Annotated in this window: 1 pseudogene; it reads left to right on the forward strand. The window is 58.2% G+C overall.

Annotated features, from left to right (window positions below):
- Positions 1-105 (forward strand): annotated as a pseudogene (locus AAFM29_RS11625) (50S ribosomal protein L10); the annotation flags it as partial.
- Positions 106-249: the final 144 nt, after the last annotated feature.

Below are 249 nucleotides of genomic sequence, written 5' to 3' on the forward strand. Positions count from 1 at the left end.
GGTCTCGTCAATGCTCCGGCGACCAAGATCGCCCAGCTGTCGACGGCACCTGCCGCAAAGCTCGCTCGCGTTTTCGGCGCATATGCCGCCAAGGACGCAGCGTAAGCGGACAAGACGTAATTCGACCCAGATCACGGGCCGCCTGATGGGCGCCCGATACCGAATTGGAGTGTATTGAAATGGCTGATATCCAGAAGATTGTTGAAGAGCTCTCGCAGCTGACCGTTCTCGAAGCCGCTGAACTCGCAA

The sequence above is a fragment of the Erythrobacter sp. genome (assembly GCF_038133525.1).
Classification (GTDB): Bacteria; Pseudomonadota; Alphaproteobacteria; order Sphingomonadales; family Sphingomonadaceae; genus Qipengyuania.